Origin of the sequence: Chitinophaga sp. YR627 (assembly GCF_900114995.1) — a bacterium.
Taxonomy (GTDB): domain Bacteria; phylum Bacteroidota; class Bacteroidia; order Chitinophagales; family Chitinophagaceae; genus Chitinophaga.
In genome coordinates, this window is sequence record NZ_FOUX01000006.1 from 548,812 (window position 1) to 566,681 (window position 17,870).

Consider the following 17,870-nt stretch of genomic DNA (forward strand, 5'->3'; position numbering starts at 1 on the left):
CCCGATTTGTTTATATTGCTGTAAATCAGATCATCTTATCCCTCGCAGCTCTTACATGTCACCAGACTGTTCACCAGTTCTTTAGACACGCTCTGACTACGTTGGTAATACAATGTCTTCACACCTAATTTCCATGCCTCGATCAGCAGTCTGTTCACCTCTTTCACCGGCAGATTAGAAGGAATGTTCAGGTTCAGGCTCTGTGCCTGGTCAACATGCGTCTGACGGATAGCTGCCTGCTGAACGATCTCCAGCTGACTGATCTCCTTGAAGGTCTTGAACACATCTTTTTCATGTTCAGTCAGTTCTTCCAGGTGCTGTACGCTACCGTGGTTCAGCATAATGCTGCGCCAGGTGTCTTCATTGTCGATACCTTTCTGCTCCAGCAGGGCTTTCAGGTATTTGTTCTTACGCATGAAGTTACCTTTGGACAGACCAGCCTTGAAATAGTTGCTGCTGAATGGCTCGATACCAGGAGAGGTCTGACCGAGGATCGCAGAAGAAGAAGTAGTAGGAGCGATTGCCATCAGGGTAGTGTTCCTGCGGCCATAGCCTTTTAATACTTCCGGTTCGCCATAGATCCATGCCAGTTCTTTGGTCGCTTTTTCAGCTTTATCTCTGATATCTTTGAAGATGATGGAGGTCAGTTGTTTTGCCTGCATACCTTCGAAAGCGATCATATTTTTCTGCAGATAAGAATGCCATCCCAGTACACCCAGACCTAACGCACGGTGACGTTTTGCAAAACGGTTTGCCGCTGCCAGGAAGTGATTACCTTCTGTTTTAACGATAAACTCCTGCAATACGGCATCCAGGAAGAATGTAGCCAGTTTTACTGCGTCTGTATCTTTCCACTCATCGTATAACTCGAGGTTCATAGAAGAGAGACAGCAGATGAAAGACTCATCTTCTGTAGATGGCAGCATGATCTCCGAACAGAGGTTGCTGGCGTTGATAGCCAGATTAAGGTCTTTATATACCTGTGGTTTGTTACGGTTTACGTTGTCGGTGAAGAACAGATAAGGCAGACCTTTCTGCTGACGGCTTTCCAGCACTTTCGCCCAGATCTCACGTTTCTCCATATCACCGTCGATCATATCCTGCATCCAGTAGTCAGGTACGCATACACCGTAGAAGAGGTTCTGGATCGGGTGACCGATATCCTTGATAGACAGGAACTCCTGGATATCATCATGGTCGATGTCCATGTAGGCGGCAAATGCGCCACGACGTACACCACCCTGAGAGATGGTATCCATAGCGGTATCGAACAGACGCATGAAGCTCACGGCCCCACTGCTCTTACCATTATCAGTTACTGCGCTACCACGGGCACGCAGTCCGCCGAAATAAGCAGAAGTACCTCCACCTATCTTGGTCTGCATGATCACTTCACCCAGCTTATGTGTAATACCTTCGATATTGTCCGGAATATGCACGTTGAAGCAGGAGATCGGCAATCCGCGTTCTGTACCCATATTGGCCCAGATAGGAGAACTGAGGCTCATCCAGCCTCTTTCGATCATCTCAACAAATGCTTCTTTCAGTTCCGGTTTATAGAGACGCTGTGCAGCAGCGGTACAGATCCTGTCAATTGCGCCTTCAACTGTTTCGCCTTTTAACAGATATCCTCTGTTCAGGATCTGTTCACTCTCTGAATTCTTCCACCACAACTTAGGCATTTCGTATTGTTCCGTCACACCTGTTAGCTGTGCTAATTCTGTTATCGCCATGACAAATGTTTTTTCCGTTTTAGTGATTCAATAAATAAGATTAGAAAAGGTCAAGTGCAGAAATGCTCTTGTCGTGTTTTGTGTAATCCACAGGACGTTTTGCAAAGAAATCGTCCAGGCTGTTGGCAAACACCTCTTCCTCAAACCACAGCATAGGTTTGTTATCTTCTGTACTGATATTGAACAGTGCAGGCAGATTGATCTTTTTCAGACTATCATCCGCACGGTATTTCATGAAGTTTACCAGGTGCTCTTTGCTCACCGTGTCGATCTTACCTTCAGAGAAGATCCAGTCCAGGATATTGCTTTCTACTTCAATAGACTCTTTCACCAGGTTACTCACTCTTGTGATCGTCGCTTCGTCAAACATCTCAGGATATTCTTCTCTGATCTTATTGATCAGATAGATACCAGCGTTCGCATGGATCTGCTCGTCTACGGATGTCCAGGCGATAATGTTACTCACATTCTTCATCAGCCCTTTGAAACGGGTAAATGACAGGATGATGGCAAACTGACTGAACAGGCTCACGTTCTCGATCAGAATAGAGAACAGGATCAGTGAAATAGTATATTCTCTGGTATCAGTTGATTTTGCGTTGCTCAGAGCATCGGATAAATATTCGATACGCTGGCGGATAACCGGCACCTCTACCAGTTTTTCAAACTGGCTGTTGTAACCCAGTACCTCTACCAGACGTGAGTAAGCTTCTGAGTGACGGAACTCACATTCTGCGAATGTGGAACCCAGACCGTTCATCTCCGGTTTTGGCAGATGATTGTACAGGTTGCCCCAGAAAGACTTTACCGCTACTTCGATCTGTGCGATGGCCAGCAGACTGTTTCTAACAGCCGTTCTCTCAGCCGGATTCAGGTGGGAATGGAAGTCCTGCGTGTCTGCCGTGAAATCAACCTCTGCATGTACCCAGAATGATTTGTTGATCGCTTCGGTAAACTGTAACACTTCCGGATACTCAAATGGCTTATACTGTAATCTCTTATCAAAAATTCCCATACCTTCTATTTATTTAGAGTCAAAGTCTGATTGGTGTGCCAGCTGTTGAGGGACAATGTAAATCCTCAAACAGGCAATGCAGTGTAGCGTTCACATGACGTATATAAACTACTTTTCATATGCTGCCAGAATACAAAAGTGACGCAGTGAGGGGGTTTTTCAAAAAAAAGGAACTAACACATGTGGAAAACTAATGAGGGAAATAATCAAAACCGCGCTAGCAGGCACTTGTTGCCCCTCACGCCGGGGATTACCCACACTTTCCGTTCGGAAATGGACAATTTTTGTACTGAAAGTGAACACGTTTCAGCTTGTTGCTCATATTAACTGGTTAATTTACAATAGATTAAATATGCGGCATTATATTCGTTCCCGCATCTCTCAAATGTCCCCCTCATGATCCGCAACTACCTGAAAATCGCCTTCCGCAACCTCCTTAGAAACAAAACCTTCAGTGTTATTAACATCGTTGGTTTGTCTGTAGGGACGGTTTGCTGCCTGTATATTATCCTGTATGTCACCGGACAGTACAGCTACGATCAACAGCATGATCATGCCGCAGATATCTATAGGATAAACTCCAGGATAACGGTGGAAGGGGTTTTCCACAATAATGCCACCAGTTCTCCTCCCATCGCTCCAGCCATGAAAAGCGACTTTCCGGAAATAGAGGAGTATACCCGGATTGTGCCTACCGTCAATCTCGGTGCCGCACAACACCTGCTGACCTATCAGGGACAAAGTATATATGAACGAAATGCAGTATATGCGGACTCAACCTTTTTCAACGTATTTAATTTCAAATTTATATATGGTACACCCCGGAACGCACTGTCCGATCCTTATACCGTCGTATTGATAAAGAGTACGGCGGAGAAATTATTTGGCAACAGCGATCCTGTCGGTAAGACCATAGAAATGTCCAATGCATATGGTAAAAATAGTTTCCGGGTAACCGGCGTCGTGGATGAACGTTTGGGTAAATCGCACATCCGGGCGAACATGTTCATGGCGATGAATAGCGGAGGAATGGGGAGCGTTACAAAAGAGAGCAATGCCTGGGCCGCTTATAATTATGTCGCCTCTTATGTGAAATTACGTCCAGGGACAGACGTAAGCACACTCGAAAGAAAATTACCGGCCTTCCTGGCCAAATATGGCGCACAACAACTCAAAGACCATGGTATGAAAAAGGAGCTCAACCTCCAGCAGCTGGGCAGCATACACACCACCAAAGGTTATGACAACGAACTGACGCCTGTCAATGACCGTTCTTTCCTCAACAGGTTATTATTAATCGCCATACTGATACAGGTCATGGCCTGCATCAACTTCATGAACCTGAGCACCGCAAGGGCCTCCAAACGCGCCAAAGAAGTAGGTATCAGAAAAGTGATCGGCGCCCGGGTAAATGATATCATCAGCCAGTTCATGGGAGAGGCCCTGTTATTATCAATATTGGCTATATTAGTATCCGTCCCTTTACTGGCACTGCTGTTACCTGCACTCAATCAGCTGACGGATGCAGACATTAACATCTTCAGTTTAGCCAGCTATCGCTTCGCTTTCCTGCTCCTGGGTTTTATATTTATCACGGGGCTGCTGGCTGGCAGTTATCCTGCTTTCTATCTTTCTGCCTTCAGACCTATCAGTGTATTAAAGGGCAACTTTACCAGCCGTCTATCCTCCGCCGGTATACGCCGCTTACTGATCGTTTTCCAGTTTTCCTTATCGATCGTATTTGTATCAGGCATCATTATCATTGCCCGTCAGCTGAATTACCTGAAGCAGATGGACATAGGTTTTGAACGCAACCAGAAACTGGTATTCAATTTTCATACAGACGAAGAAAAAACAAAGCTCAATGCATTCATGAGTGACTTGCGGCAGTTGAGCAGTATAAAAACCGTCAGCCAGGCCGATAACTACCCCAGCCAGAAGATCAGTCACGACTGGCCTTATTACCTCGAGGCAGCAGGCGCTGCTATCGGAAAAGACGTACAGTTCATCTTTTCCGACGAAAACTATGTAAAAGCACTAGGTGTTAAAATACTTGGAGGAAGAGATTTCAAGGCCGGTGACTCAGGCAAGATCGTGATCAATGAAACCTTTGCAAAGGCACTCGGTCTGAACGCATTAAACGCACCTGGCAGAAGATTATACCCACAGCATGATGCAAACGAACCAGTCATATTTGCAGAGATCATTGGTGTGATGAAAGATTACAACAATAACTCCCTCCACGATGAAGTACAACCATTGATGCTGCGATACGGTCCGGAATATGCCACCAATAATGTCATCGCTGCCGCCGATACCAAAGACTATCAGCACCTGCTAAAAAGCATCAATACTATCTGGCAACGTAACTTTCCGCAAACGCCTTTTGCCTACACCTTCCTCGATGAAGATGTACAGCAACAATATGAAGCAGAAGTGACTTTATCCAACATCATAAATGCTTTCACATTGATCGCCATCTTCATCTGTTGCTTAGGCCTCTTCGGATTATCCGCCTTCATGGCCGAACAACGCAAAAAGGAGATCGGCATCCGCAAAGTACTCGGTGCAAATCTCCTCATATTGGTATCACTTTTATCAAAAGATTTCCTGAAACTGGCAGGCATCGCCTTAGTAGTAGCCATACCGATAGCCTGGTGGGCACTCGATAAATGGTTACAGACTTTTGCTTACCGCATCACACCAGGCTGGTGGGAATTCGCGCTGGCCGGTTTTGTAGTGATGCTGATCGCGTTGTCCACCGTTAGTATTCAGGCCATCAGATCAGCGGTCGCTAATCCCGTAAAAAGTCTGAAAGCAGAGTAGGGGTCCGTTCTTCTCAGAACGACTCCTCTATCAGATCAGTTAACGCTAATCATTAAAAAAGTCTGAAAGCAGCGTAGGGGGCCGTTCTTCTCAGAACGACTCCTCTATCAGATCTTTATTGCTGATCGCTCCTGTAAGTGTACCGGTTGCTACTGCATTTGCTACAGAACGCATCATACTGCTATTATCACCACATGCATACACATGTGGAACGGTCGTCTTTTGCATACCATCTACCCGCAGATATCCCTGTTCATTCAATTCACAACCCAGCTGCACAGGAATATCACAATGCTGTGTAAAGCTAACCCGTGCATACAGAGCCTTCAGCGGAAAGGTACTCCCATCTTCAAACACAAGCTGACGCACATAACCATTATCATGTTCCAGGGCACTTATAACTTTCTCCACCACCGGAATATTATGCTGTGCAAGCTTCTCCACCTGCTCCGGTTTCAGTGTAGACGCCCCATTGGTAAAGATGGTCAGTTCATCGGTCCAGTTAGAAATAAGTTTACCAAAATCAAACGCCATATCACCATTCGCCAGTATCCCCGTTTTCTCTTTCTTCACCTCATACCCATGACAATACGGACAATGTATCACCGATATCCCCCAACACTCCGCAAATCCAGGAATAGCAGGCTGCTCATCCGTAATCCCCGTCGCAAAAATGAGTTTATTAGCAGAAAAAGTATCCCCCTTATCCGTACTGATATCAAAGCCTGTTTCCGTCTTCACTCCCTTTGTCGCCAACCCGGTATAAAACTGCACTGTATCATATTGCAGCACCTGTTCTTTCCCGATCGCTGCGATCTCCGCAGGGGTATTCCCATCCCTTGTCAGAAAGTTATGTGAATGCGGCGTCTGACGATTACACGGTTTCCCACTATCAATGATCAATACTGACCGTAATGCACGCCCTAAAGACATCGCCGCTGCCAATCCCGCATAACTGCCACCTATGATGATTACTTCAAAATGATTTTTCCCTGTCATTGCTGTGATACTATTCTGTTTAGTGATACTTCAATTGCTACCAAAGCACCAAAGATAACTGAAAAAACCATTCATTTGCATCTATGTTGCAAATATGTTTTTACACAAATAACTCTCCATCCAAAGTCCACCAATACCATTCGAAGCAGCAATATTTGCAGATGAGGATGCAGGGCCTTAGCCCTTCACGTGCTGCTCAGCCTATGCCCAGGGCTTAACCCACCATCCCAACCGCTCAACAATTTCCCCAGGCCCAATAGCCAATAAGCTGTGGAGGGCGTCAGCCCGTAATCCCATCTGCAAATAATGCGCAGCCCTAAAACACAAACCAAAGGAAACCATGAACTCCATTAACAAGTCCACCAATACCATTCGAAGCAGCAGTATTTGCAGATGAGGATGCAGGGCCTTAGCCCTTCACGCGCTGCCCAGCCTATGCCCAGAGCTTAATCCACCATCCCAACGCTCGCCAACTTCCCACCGCCCAATAGCCAATAAGCTGTGGAGGGCATCAGCCCGTAATCCCATCTGCAAATAATGCGCAGCCCCAAAGCACGACCAAAGGAAACGATGAACTCTATTACCAATTCCAACAATACCATTCGCAGCCCTAAAACACAAACCAAAGGATACCATGAACTCCATTAACAAGTCCACCAATACCATTCGAAGCAGCAGTATTTGCAGATGAGGATGCAGGGCCTTAGCCCTTCACGCGCTGCTCAGCCTATGCCCCCAAGGTTTAATCAACCACCCCAACGCTATCCAACTTCCCACCGCCCAATAGCCAATAAGCTGTGGAGGGCGTCAGCCCGTAATCCCATCTGCAAATAATGCGCAGCCCCAAAGTATCAAGAGCAAAAACAAAAAGTAGAAAACTCATCGCCAGCCCGCATAATGCTAACACATATTCAGAAGAGGACAATTACCACGCCTTGCGCAACCTTATCATCTCTTCAGCTGTCAAGGGCATTATCGTACCATGCCTCGGATGAAAATCCAGCGAAACATCCTCATCTATCGCTTTAAAATTTCTAAAATCAACCGTCCTGGTAAACTGATACCGACCACTCGTATACATATCATACATCAGAATATAACCACTACCATCATTCAGCGGAAACGTCCCCGCACCCTCTACCGGCTTATCCGTCTGCTGCACATAATCATTGCGCTGCATAACATAACCACCTGTCAGCCGGTCAGACACTGCAATCTTGATCCCCGGCCGCCTATCCTCTGTCTTAAAGAACAAATAAAACTTACCCGCTTTCTCCTGAATATCACCATCAATACAAGCCGCATGATCCGGATTAAAGAACAACTGCTTCGGCTCACCCTCCAGATCTGTAAAATCTTTATTCGCATAAACGTACACGATCTTATCCGGTTCATGACCGTACTTCGTAGAAAAATAAACCATGTATTTCTTCGCCTTCGCATCATAGATCGTCTGCGGCGCCCACACACGTAGCAAACTATCCTGCCCTGCATACTTCTTCTGAATATTGATCGCCTTTGACGTCCAGTGTACAAGATCATTTGATTTCATCAGCACAAGACCGCGATTACTATTCCACCCCTTGGCAGAGACCATGTCGGTAGCCACCATGTAAAACGTCTTTCCATCAGCACCCCGTAAGATATGCGGATCACGCACACCACCCGTCTCACTGATATCAGCAGAACTGATCACCGGCTGATTCCCGTTCAATGCTTTAAAATGATAACCGTCTTCACTAAGGGCAAAACAAATTTGCTCTTTACTTTTATCATTCCCGGTAAAGTAGGTGAAAAGGTAGCCGCTGTAAACCGGCTTTGATTGCCGTTGCGCAGAAGAGGGGAGTACCATCGCCAGACTAACAATAAACAGGAGAACAAGCCGGAAAGTAAAACAGCTGACAGAGATCTTCATCATGGAATTATTATTGAACGGATTTATTTATTAATGTCAAATGTACAATAATATATGAGGAAACAATAAAGGCGCTGCAGTTTCCCGCAGCGCCTTACTTAACAACAAATATACAACTATAACAATTGAGCTAATGCTTCTTTGGAGAAACCCTTCAGTTCACCAGTTCTCTCATCTCTGATTTTTTTCACCCACTCGGAATCCGCCAGCAGTGGTCTGCCAACAGCCACCAGGTCAAAATCACCTCTGTCGAATCTGCGCAACAGTTCTTCCAGCGAACTAGGTTCAGAGCTCTCACCTTTGAAAGCCGCCAGGAACTCGCCATTCAATCCTACAGAACCAACCGTAATAGTAGCCTTGCCTGTCACTTTTTTCGCCCAACCGGCAAAGTTCAGATCAGACCCTTCAAACTCAGGTTCCCAGAAACGACGCTGTGAACAATGGAAGATATCAATACCTGCTTCTGCCATTGGTTGCAGCCATGCTTCCAGCTCTTCCGGCGTATTCGCCATTTTACCATTATATTCATACGGTTTCCACTGGGAAAGACGGATGATCAGCGGAAAATCTTCACCCACACGCTGACGCACTTCTTTAATTACTTCCACCGCAAAACGGGTACGCGCTGCCAGTGATTTACCACCATATTTATCTGTACGATGATTGGTGTTTGCAGAAAAGAACTGATCGATCAGATAGTTATGCGCACCATGTATCTCAACCGTATCAAATCCCAGTCTTTTGGCATCAGCTGCTGCATCGCCAAAAGCTTTAATAGTATCAGCAATGTCTTTTTCTGACATCGCATGACCATTGGTGTTTTCTGGCCTGTTCAGACCTGAAGGACCTTCAAAAGGTGTCAGCGGGGTCCAGCCGGAATGATGGTTATCCATGATACCCTGGTGCCAGATCTGAGGACCCATTGCACCACCGGCAGCATGTACCCCATTGATCACTTTCTGCCAGCCACCCAGGGAAATGTCACCGTGAAAACGAGGGATGTTTGGATCAGCGGAAGACGCCGGACGGTTGATCACCGTTCCTTCAGATAAGATCAATCCCACTTCTCCTGCAGCACGACGCTGATAATATGCGGCCACATCGTCTCCCGGTACGCCGTTTGGTGAAAATGACCGCGTCATAGGGGCCATTACGATTCTGTTTTTTATGTTCAGCGACTTAAGGCTGAATGGCTTAAATAAGCTCAGATTACTCATGTTTGTCTACGTTTTTGTTTACGTTGTCTACGGATCTCTGATGCAAAGATATCGGAGAATTCCGAAATGCCAATAATATTTTACCTCTTCCTGACCGTTCCAAAGCCCGGGAAAAATGGTTTTTTCTCCCCGAAACCCCAGTGTTTATTCGCTCTCAGGGCTGATTTGTACCATTAAAACGCCATTATACCGCTATTACGCCGTTATTTGTCCGCTTCCAGGCGAAGAACATACGGTGTAATAGCGGTGTAATAAGGGGATAATGCGAAGAAATGACCCTGAACAGCCAGCTACATAAGGGCTTTATTGAATGTGAGTTTAAACTTTGATTTATAGCAAAAAAATTGTAGTTTGGTATAGAGGATAACAAGCCCCAGAACAACATTAAAAAAGTCCTCAGACGGAAACAGTTAACACCCCAAAAAATCACATTCAGATGAATCCCTCCTCATCCCCCGTTACGCGTCACGCGCACGCGCATACGCAGTTGTTACAATTGCGTGAACAATCTTACCGGACAGATTGCGTTATTACGCAAAGAACTCGGTATTTTCAGCACCCTTAAAAACGCTTAGCATGAAATCAACAGAAGAACTGCATCGGGAAAACGAATTGATCCGGGACCTGCTGAAGAACGGAATAGAAGAACTGTTACTGAAGATCCCCGGTGTACACCACGTCAGCATTGGTTTGAAAGAAACCGGCGGCCGCGTCACAGATCAGCTCTGCATCCGGATCTATGTGGAAGAAAAGAAAGACCACAGCGAATTGCATGCACACGAAGTACTGCCTTCCGAGATCAATGGCATTCCTACGGACGTGAACATCGTTCACGGCTTCCGGGCCTGTCTGGATGAAAATAAGTACCGTCCTGTTAAAGGCGGCATCCAGGTTACCAACCGGATCATCGTCCGCGATGAAGAAAACTTCGGTACGGAAGTCGCACATGGTACCCTGGGCTGCCTGGCCCGTAGAAACAAGGACGGCAAACCGGTACTATTGAGCAATTGTCATGTACTGATGGCTAATTCCGCGAAACCAGGAGATATGGTCTATCAGCCCGCACCGGGAGTCATTCCCGAAATGTCTGACAAAGAACTGCCATTCCATCCCACAGATGATAAGAATGCCATCGGCCGGATCGTAAAAGGTATCATCAATGAAAGGGTAGATGCCGCTATCGCAGAAGTAGATGATACTGCTATCAGTCGGTCAGCTGAAAATGAGATCAACGGACTAAGTATTGACGGTATGCCCAGATATAATGGTATCGTCGGCATGGGCGTGGCACTCGCAGGTCAGATCGTTTTTAAGGTAGGAGAAGTCTCCGGACGTACTGAAGGCAGGGTCGTAGATATCAATTATCCGGCTACCACTTTCCCGATAGAAGGCAAAGAACATACCTTCAGGGGCCAGATCGCCATCCAGCCGGTCGATCCTACACATCATTTCTCCGAAAAGGGAGACTCAGGTGCCGTGATCGTCGATAAAGAAAGCAGGATCATCGGATTGATGTTCGCCAACAACGGCGATTCCCAGCCACAGATCACATTAGCCAATCACATTGCAGATGTTACAGAAGAAATGGATATCAGTATCCAGCTGACCCCTGTAGGGGCGGACGCTATGGAGACTTTAATTAAGAATTAAAAATTAAGAATTAAGAATTGCAATGCAGCGAATGATTACGCAATCTCCGCTGCATTACAATTCTTAATTCTTAATTGATAATTTTTAATTTTTCAACAGCCCCAAATCTGGCTGCGCATACTTATATACCTTAAAATAAAGTGTCGTCTTCGTCTGATACACTCCCTCCAGTTTGGACAACTCGTTCACAAATTCCAGCAGGTGATCATTATCCCTGCACATCACATTTACTTCGAGGTCGTAAGCCCCGGAGGTCATTGCCAGAAAACTCACTTCCGGCATAACGGCAATCTGTTGCGCCACCGCATCTTTTAACGTAGCCGGTCTTACATAGACCGCAATATGTGCATAAGAACGAAAGCCTACCTTATCCGGATCAACCCTGCCCACAATATTAATAGTCCCTTCTTCAATCAGCCGGTTAAAACGGGTACGGATCGTTCCAATGGATACGTGCAGCTTTTCAGCAATGACTGTAAAGGAGATCCTGCCATCCTGTTGCAGGTAAGTCAGAATAGAGAAATCCAGGTCGTCAAGGGGCGTTTTGTAGGCTGATTTAGTTTTTCCCATTTCTCTTAAATATATAGGTGAGGAGTTAAAAGGGCTACTTGCAGAAATGTTAGAAAATACATACTAAATGTACAGATTTTTCAGTAAATTAAGGGTATCGTATAAAATAATGCACCCATAACCCAAACTCCCCAAAGCATATGAAGTACGAACGGGTCAGGAACTTTGTTAATGGAAGTTTTAAAGAAGTATCATCTCAACGGACACTGCCTGTCATATCACCAACAGACGGCTCCTTGTTAGCTGAAATGCCATGCTCCACCGCAGCCGATCTGGATGAAGCCGTACAGGCCGCAAAAGCAGCATTCCCGGGCTGGAGTAAAACGCCCATCAAAGAAAGAGTACAGGTCTTCTTTCGCTATAAATACCTGCTGGAACAACACCTGCAGGGATTGGCCGCACTGGTCAGTGAAGAAAACGGGAAGACCATGGGTGAGGCGATCGCAGAGGTAGAGAAATGTATCGAACTGACAGAATTCGCCACCTCCTTACCGCAGCTGATCGCCGGGGAAATCCTGGAAGTAAGCGCCGGCGTCGAATGCCGTACCTCGCATGTGCCACTGGGGATAGTCGCCTCTATCGTACCCTTTAATTTTCCTGCGATGGTGCCTAACTGGACCATCCCCAATGCTATCGCCCTGGGTAATTGCCTGATCATGAAACCATCGGAAAAAGTACCGCTCAGTCTGGGGATCATCGCCCGTTTACTGAAAGAAGCAGGTCTCCCGAATGGGGTACTCAATATCGTCAATGGCGACAGTGAAATTGTCAACGCCATCTGCGATCATCCGGATATAGAAGCCGTCTCTTTTGTGGGCTCCACAAAGATTGCCAAAATAGTATATCAGCGGGCAACACAACACCTGAAACGTTGTCTCGCATTAGGCGGTGCCAAGAATCACTTACTGGTATTACCGGATGCAAAACCAGGTATGACAGCGCAGAATGTCGCCGCTTCTATGAGCGGTTGCGCCGGACAACGTTGTATGGCAGCATCTGCCATGATCGGGGTCGGAGCCGTGGATCATATCGTTGATCTCGTATGCGAAGAGGCCAGAAAGATCGTACCCGGACAAAACCTGGGCGCTGTCATCAGTAAAGAATCAAAGGAAAGGATCGAAAAATATATTACTGAAGCCGAAGCACAGGGCGCACGTATTCTTGTGGACGGTCGGAATGTACAGGTAGCAGGTAAAGAAAACGGTACCTATGTCGGCCCTACAGTGATCGATTATGTAACCGCTGATATGGCGGTTGCCCGCGAAGAGATCTTCGGGCCTGTTATTAGTATCATGCGCACCGAAACCGTAGATGAAGCGCTCCGCATTGAAAATGCCAACCCCTACGGCAATGCGGCTTCCGTTTTTACACAGAACGGAGGCATGGCCCGCTATATCGCTGAAAGGGCCAGCGCCGGCATGATCGGCGTAAATGTAGGTGTGCCCGTTCCCCGCGAACCCTTCTCTTTTGGCGGATGGAATGAAAGTAAGTTCGGCGTTGGTGATATCACCGGAAAAAGCTCCATAGAATTCTGGACCAGGTTGAAGAAAAGTACGACCAAATGGAACCCTGAAGAAGGCGTTAACTGGATGAGTTAACATTATTGACTACAAAAAATGGCTGTTATGCCGGAAGCAAAGACATTATCACATGCCCAGGAGATCATCCAGGATAATCTGGATTATACATTATTCTCGTGGAGCAAACAGAAAGGTATCAGCCCCATCGCGGTGAAATACGCTGCCGGGGTATATCTCTATGACTATGATGATAAACGTTATCTGGACTTTTCATCAGGCCTGATCAACGTTAACATCGGCCACGGTCACCCACGGGTGACTGCGGCCGTTATGAAACAGATGCAGGAAGTCAGCTACGTTACGCCGGGATGTGTAACAGAAGCGCGTGGTCAGCTGGGACGTAAACTCGCTGAGATCACACCTGGCAATCTGCAAAAGACATTGTTTACCGTATGCGGCGCCAGCGCGATAGAGAATGCTGTCAAGCTGGCCAGACTATATACCGGCAGACATAAGATCATCGCCCGCTATCGTGCCTTTCACGGGGCCTCCTACGCAGCCATGACCGCCGGAGGGGATCCGCGTAAACTGCCGCATGATTCGCAACAGACGCCTAACTTTGTGCATGTGGAAGACCCATACTGCTATCGCTGCCCCTTCGGAAAAGAGATCACTTCCTGCAACCGCGAGTGTGTCAGCCACGTAGAAAGGGTCATCCAGTTCGAAGGACCGGAAAATGTAGCTGCTATCCTGATGGAAGGGGAAAGTGGTTCTTCGGGTTGTATTAAGTATCCGCCTGACTATCTGCAAAAAATCCGTGCGATCTGTGATAAATATGGCATCTTGCTGATCATGGATGAGGTCATGAGCGGATTCGGCAGAACAGGTAAATGGTTTGCCTGCGAACTGCACAACGTGGTACCCGATATGATCGCTACCGCAAAAGGAATTACCGCCGGATATATACCTTTGGGCGCTTTGATCGTTAGTGATACAATAGCCGCGCATTTCGATGATAAAACACTCTGGCTGGGATTGACCTATTCCGCTCATCCCGTTGCCTGCGCAGCTGGTGTGGAAGTGCTGAAGATCTATGAAGATGAACACCTGATAGAAAATGCCGCCGATATGGGCCTGTATATCGAAAGAGAAGTAGAAGCCATGAAACTGCATCACCCCTGTATCGGTGACTTCCGTAATACCGGACTCTTAGGGTGTATCGAACTGGTAAAGAACCGCGAGACAAAAGAACCAATGGTGCCTTTCAACGCCAAACCGGAAGAAATGGCGGTTATGAACAGGGTCGCCGCACGACTGAAACAACTGGGTATGTACGCCTTTGTGCGCTGGAATTATGTATTCATCGCACCGCCGCTGAGCATTACCAGAACACAGGTGGACGAAGGACTGGCCATGATAGATGATGCACTGTCTATTGCAGATGAATATGTGACCTGATAACATCCGGCCAACGCCGATCTCATAAATACCTGTAATCTGACATACATGACAGACCACGAAGACATCAGCCAAAATGTATCCCGCTCTGCACTCTATAGCGAGGACTTAGCCCCGGTGCCGCCGTCCGCAAGGACCTGGAATACCTGGAACTATGCCAGTCTATGGATCAGCATGAGCCTCTGTATCCCTACCTATATGCTGGCCAGTTCACTTATCGAAGGTGGTATGAACTGGTGGCAGGCCATCCTCACCATCTTTGCCGGTAATACCGTTGTATTGATCCCGATGATATTAAATGGACACGCCGGTGCCAAATACGGTATTCCTTTCCCGGTATTTGCCAGGGCAAGTTTTGGTACACAAGGGGCCAATATCCCCGCCATGTTACGTGCCATCGTAGCCTGCGGATGGTTTGGTATTCAGACCTGGATCGGTGGTTTCGCCCTGTATCAGATGCTGCAGTTATGGATACCTGGTCTGGCAACATTGCCGGCCGTATTTCCTGCTTCCTTCGGACTCGCCTCCGGCCCCGCCATTTGTTTCCTGCTCTTCTGGCTATTGAACATGTATATCGTATACCTGGGTATCGACAGTATCCGCAAATTACTGGTCTTTAAAGCCATTTTTCTGCCGGTAGCTGTACTGGCATTGCTATTTTGGGCAATTAACGCTGTAGAAGGCGGATTAGGCCCTATTCTGACACAACCATCCCGCTTTTCCTCAGACGCCGCTTTCTGGGCATTCTTTGTACCCGGACTGACAGGTATGGTCGGCTTCTGGGCAACACTGTCCCTTAATATCCCGGACTTCACCCGATATGCTGTTAATCAGCGTGCACAGATCAAAGGACAGGCTTTGGGATTACCTCCTTCCATGACCCTGTTCTCTTTTATCGGTGTAGTCGTAACCTCAGCCACCACCATCGTATATGGTACCACTATCTGGGATCCGGTCGTACTGGCAGGTAAGTTTGAAAATAAAATACTCGTAAGCATCGCTATGATAGCGGTAGCTATCTCCACCCTGGCCACCAACATCGCTGCGAATATTATCAGTCCGGCGAATGACTTCGCTAACCTCGCTCCGCAAAAGATCAACTTCCGTACAGGAGGTTATATCACCGGTATCATCGGTATCCTGATCTTCCCCTGGAAACTGGTCGCTGATCCTACCGGATACATCTTTACCTGGCTGGTGGGTTATTCCAGCTTACTGGGACCCGTAGGGGGCATTATGATCGCCGATTATTACCTGGTGAGAAAACAACAGCTGCAGGTGGCAGCATTGTACGACCCGAAAGGACAATACAGTTTCACCAACGGCTTTAACCGCTACGCCATGCTGGCCCTGGTATTAGGCATCGTACCCAATATCCCCGGTTTTCTGACCACCATTAAGGTCATTCCACCGGACGCCGTACCGGCCTGGATCACACAATTATACAGCTACGCATGGTTTGTAGGTTTCTTTGTATCAGGCATCAGCTATTACCTCATCATGCGTTCTTATAGTATCATTACCACTACCGGAACCAATAAACAGGGAGTCAATTATGTCACTGCTGATTAAAAACGGAAGGGTTATCACCGCTACAGATGATTATCAGGCGGATATACTGGTGCAGGGAGAAAAGATCGTTGCCATCGGAAAAGATCTGCCTGCCCATGACGCTGAGATCATCGATGCCAGCGGTCTGCTTGTGATGCCGGGTGGCATCGACCCGCACGTCCACCTGGATATGCCCTTCATGGGCACCTTTTCCAGTGATACGCATGAAACAGGCACACGCGCCGCCCTGCATGGCGGTACGACCACCGTCATCGACTTCGTGTTACAGAAACAGGGACATTCCCTGCGGGAAGCTTTGGATGAATGGAATAGCAGAGCGTCCGGAACAGCTGTAGGTGACTATAGCTTTCACATGGCAGTCACTGATTTCAATCCGGATACCAAAGCGGAAATAAAAACCATGGTGGAACAGGAAGGCATCACTTCCTTCAAAACCTTTATGGCTTATAAAGGCGCCCTGATGATCGACGACCGCCAGATGACAGATCTGATGCAGGAAGTACGGCAACAGGGAGGCATGGTCACTGTCCATGCTACCAACGGCGATGTGATCGATTACCTGGTGGCGAAACACGTAGCAGAAGGAAAGACGTCTCCGCTGTATCATTATCTGTCTCAGCCGGAAGTGACCGAAGCCGAGGCCTCCGCCCGTTTTACCGATCTTGCTAATTATACAGGCTGTCCTGGTTACATCGTACACATGACCTGCGAAGGGGCGCTCAACGCTGTACGCAATGCGACCCGCAGAAACCAGAAAGTATATGTAGAGACCTGCATCCAGTACCTGCTCCTGGATGCCTCAAAATATGACCAGGGCTTTGAAAGCGCTAAGTGGGTCATGAGTCCGCCATTGCGCGAAGCGAAAGACCAGGAAACGCTCTGGGCAGGGATTAATCAGGGCCTTGTCAACATTGTAGCGACAGACCATTGTCCGTTTATGTGGGAACAGAAACTAATGGGCAAAGACAACTTTGCAAAGATCCCCAACGGCCATCCCGCTATTGAAAATAGAATGGAACTGCTCTTCAGCGAAGGTGTCAATAAAAACAGGATCAGCCTCAATAAATATGTTGAGGTGGCCTGTACTAATCCGGCGAAGATCTTTGGCATGTTCCCCAAAAAAGGAACGATCGCCATCGGCAGTGATGCCGATATTATTCTCTTCGATCCAAAGGAACAACATACTATCTCAGCGGCTACACATCATATGAACGTAGATTATTCTGCTTACGAAGGCTGGCCGCTCACAGGCAGGGTGAAAACCGTGCTGCTCAGAGGAAAGGTCGCTGTTGATAAAGGCGAATGCCTCGTCCCCAAAGGATATGGACAATTTATAAAACGCAATAAGGTCAGCGGGAAAATATGATCCTTACAACTGACCATTCATTACCCTAA

General features: G+C 47.2%; 12 protein-coding genes. 6 read left to right on the forward strand and 6 right to left on the reverse strand.

Translation table 11 applies throughout. The features are described from left to right. Positions 1 to 35: 35 nt before the first annotated feature. Both BMZ72_RS31320 and BMZ72_RS31325 read right to left on the reverse strand, forming a co-directional pair. Positions 36 to 1,733, reverse strand: coding sequence for a ribonucleoside-diphosphate reductase subunit alpha (locus BMZ72_RS31320; protein WP_012791074.1), 1,698 nt, complete (start codon positions 1,731 to 1,733; stop codon positions 36 to 38). 40 nt (positions 1,734 to 1,773) lie between these two features. After that, positions 1,774 to 2,748, reverse strand: coding sequence for a ribonucleotide-diphosphate reductase subunit beta (locus tag BMZ72_RS31325; RefSeq protein WP_012791075.1), 975 nt, complete (start codon positions 2,746 to 2,748; stop codon positions 1,774 to 1,776). 396 nt (positions 2,749 to 3,144) lie between these two features. On the opposite strand from BMZ72_RS31325, the gene BMZ72_RS31330 reads away from it, so the two are divergent. Further along, the gene (locus tag BMZ72_RS31330) at positions 3,145 to 5,574 is read left to right on the forward strand and encodes an ABC transporter permease (RefSeq protein WP_089814580.1); all 2,430 of its coding nucleotides are present in this window, start codon (positions 3,145 to 3,147) and stop codon (positions 5,572 to 5,574) included. A 90-nt stretch (positions 5,575 to 5,664) separates the two neighbouring features. On the opposite strand, the gene BMZ72_RS31335 is transcribed toward BMZ72_RS31330, so the two are convergent. The 3 genes from BMZ72_RS31335 to BMZ72_RS31350 all read right to left on the reverse strand — a co-directional run bounded on the left by BMZ72_RS31335 (position 5,665) and on the right by BMZ72_RS31350 (position 9,705). Next, the gene (locus tag BMZ72_RS31335; RefSeq protein WP_089814582.1) at positions 5,665 to 6,573 is read right to left on the reverse strand and encodes an NAD(P)/FAD-dependent oxidoreductase; all 909 of its coding nucleotides are present in this window, start codon (positions 6,571 to 6,573) and stop codon (positions 5,665 to 5,667) included. A 925-nt stretch (positions 6,574 to 7,498) separates the two neighbouring features. Next, on the reverse strand, positions 7,499 to 8,491 hold the full coding sequence (locus BMZ72_RS31345; RefSeq protein WP_255373341.1) for a glycoside hydrolase family 43 protein: 993 nt from the start codon (positions 8,489 to 8,491) through the stop codon (positions 7,499 to 7,501). 113 nt (positions 8,492 to 8,604) lie between these two features. Next, positions 8,605 to 9,705: an NADH:flavin oxidoreductase gene (locus BMZ72_RS31350; protein ID WP_089814585.1), complete on the reverse strand. Its 1,101-nt coding sequence runs from the start codon at positions 9,703 to 9,705 to the stop codon at positions 8,605 to 8,607. 576 nt (positions 9,706 to 10,281) lie between these two features. Here BMZ72_RS31350 and BMZ72_RS31355 point away from each other — a divergent pair. Then, positions 10,282 to 11,355 carry a hypothetical protein gene (locus BMZ72_RS31355; RefSeq protein ID WP_089814587.1) on the forward strand — a complete coding sequence of 358 codons (1,074 nt, stop codon included), beginning with the start codon at positions 10,282 to 10,284 and terminating at the stop codon, positions 11,353 to 11,355. 84 nt (positions 11,356 to 11,439) lie between these two features. On the opposite strand, the gene BMZ72_RS31360 is transcribed toward BMZ72_RS31355, so the two are convergent. Then, the gene (locus BMZ72_RS31360; RefSeq protein ID WP_089814589.1) at positions 11,440 to 11,925 is read right to left on the reverse strand and encodes an Lrp/AsnC family transcriptional regulator; all 486 of its coding nucleotides are present in this window, start codon (positions 11,923 to 11,925) and stop codon (positions 11,440 to 11,442) included. A 140-nt stretch (positions 11,926 to 12,065) separates the two neighbouring features. Here BMZ72_RS31360 and BMZ72_RS31365 point away from each other — a divergent pair, with 140 nt between their 5' ends. Genes BMZ72_RS31365 through hydA form a run of 4 tightly spaced genes read left to right on the forward strand, consistent with a single transcriptional unit; the run spans position 12,066 to position 17,841 of the window. Next, positions 12,066 to 13,523, forward strand: a complete 1,458-nt coding sequence (locus tag BMZ72_RS31365; protein ID WP_089814591.1) for a CoA-acylating methylmalonate-semialdehyde dehydrogenase — start codon at positions 12,066 to 12,068, stop codon at positions 13,521 to 13,523. Between the two features lie 27 nt (positions 13,524 to 13,550). Beyond that, positions 13,551 to 14,903, forward strand: a complete 1,353-nt coding sequence (locus BMZ72_RS31370; protein WP_089814973.1) for an aminotransferase class III-fold pyridoxal phosphate-dependent enzyme — start codon at positions 13,551 to 13,553, stop codon at positions 14,901 to 14,903. Positions 14,904 to 14,951: 48 nt separating this feature from the next. After that, positions 14,952 to 16,475: an NCS1 family nucleobase:cation symporter-1 gene (locus BMZ72_RS31375; RefSeq protein ID WP_089814593.1), complete on the forward strand. Its 1,524-nt coding sequence runs from the start codon at positions 14,952 to 14,954 to the stop codon at positions 16,473 to 16,475. Continuing rightward, positions 16,459 to 17,841 carry a dihydropyrimidinase gene (hydA, locus tag BMZ72_RS31380; protein ID WP_089814595.1) on the forward strand — a complete coding sequence of 461 codons (1,383 nt, stop codon included), beginning with the start codon at positions 16,459 to 16,461 and terminating at the stop codon, positions 17,839 to 17,841. The genes BMZ72_RS31375 and hydA overlap by 17 nt, the downstream gene beginning before the upstream one ends. Positions 17,842 to 17,870: the final 29 nt, after the last annotated feature.

What these genes read in the sequence shown, in the direction of transcription:
- BMZ72_RS31375 (WP_089814593.1), top strand. Translation starts at nt 14,952, where the DNA reads ATGACAGACCACGAAGACATCAGCCAAAATGTATCCCGCTCTGCACTC.
- BMZ72_RS31335 (WP_089814582.1), bottom strand. Translation starts at nt 6,573, where the DNA reads ATGACAGGGAAAAATCATTTTGAAGTAATCATCATAGGTGGCAGTTAT.
- BMZ72_RS31330 (WP_089814580.1), top strand. Translation starts at nt 3,145, where the DNA reads ATGATCCGCAACTACCTGAAAATCGCCTTCCGCAACCTCCTTAGAAAC.
- BMZ72_RS31350 (WP_089814585.1), bottom strand. Translation starts at nt 9,705, where the DNA reads ATGAGTAATCTGAGCTTATTTAAGCCATTCAGCCTTAAGTCGCTGAAC.
- BMZ72_RS31320 (WP_012791074.1), bottom strand. Translation starts at nt 1,733, where the DNA reads ATGGCGATAACAGAATTAGCACAGCTAACAGGTGTGACGGAACAATAC.
- hydA (WP_089814595.1), top strand. Translation starts at nt 16,459, where the DNA reads ATGTCACTGCTGATTAAAAACGGAAGGGTTATCACCGCTACAGATGAT.
- BMZ72_RS31325 (WP_012791075.1), bottom strand. Translation starts at nt 2,748, where the DNA reads ATGGGAATTTTTGATAAGAGATTACAGTATAAGCCATTTGAGTATCCG.
- BMZ72_RS31345 (WP_255373341.1), bottom strand. Translation starts at nt 8,491, where the DNA reads ATGATGAAGATCTCTGTCAGCTGTTTTACTTTCCGGCTTGTTCTCCTG.
- BMZ72_RS31360 (WP_089814589.1), bottom strand. Translation starts at nt 11,925, where the DNA reads ATGGGAAAAACTAAATCAGCCTACAAAACGCCCCTTGACGACCTGGAT.
- BMZ72_RS31355 (WP_089814587.1), top strand. Translation starts at nt 10,282, where the DNA reads ATGAAATCAACAGAAGAACTGCATCGGGAAAACGAATTGATCCGGGAC.
- BMZ72_RS31370 (WP_089814973.1), top strand. Translation starts at nt 13,551, where the DNA reads ATGCCGGAAGCAAAGACATTATCACATGCCCAGGAGATCATCCAGGAT.
- BMZ72_RS31365 (WP_089814591.1), top strand. Translation starts at nt 12,066, where the DNA reads ATGAAGTACGAACGGGTCAGGAACTTTGTTAATGGAAGTTTTAAAGAA.